This window comes from Nocardioides pyridinolyticus (assembly GCF_054653575.1).
Map to the genome: position 1 here is coordinate 1 of NZ_BAAIFY010000103.1, position 380 is coordinate 380.

General features: G+C 58.4%; 1 rRNA gene. It reads left to right on the forward strand.

The window, feature by feature from the left end:
- Positions 1–380, forward strand: a 23S ribosomal RNA gene (locus tag ACYQ0U_RS22840); the annotation flags it as partial.

A 380-nucleotide genomic window follows, 5' to 3' on the forward strand; every position in this document is an offset into this window, starting at 1 on the left:
CGTCGCTCAACGGATAAAAGGTACCCCGGGGATAACAGGCTGATCTTCCCCAAGAGTCCATATCGACGGGATGGTTTGGCACCTCGATGTCGGCTCGTCGCATCCTGGGGCTGGAGTAGGTCCCAAGGGTTGGGCTGTTCGCCCATTAAAGCGGCACGCGAGCTGGGTTTAGAACGTCGTGAGACAGTTCGGTCCCTATCCGCCGCGCGCGCAGGAAACTTGAGAAAGGCTGTCCCTAGTACGAGAGGACCGGGATGGACGAACCTCTGGTGTGCCAGTTGTCCCGCCAGGGGCACGGCTGGTTAGCTACGTTCGGAAGTGATAACCGCTGAATGCATCTAAGCGGGAAGCACGTTTCAAGATGAGGTTTCCCACCCCCT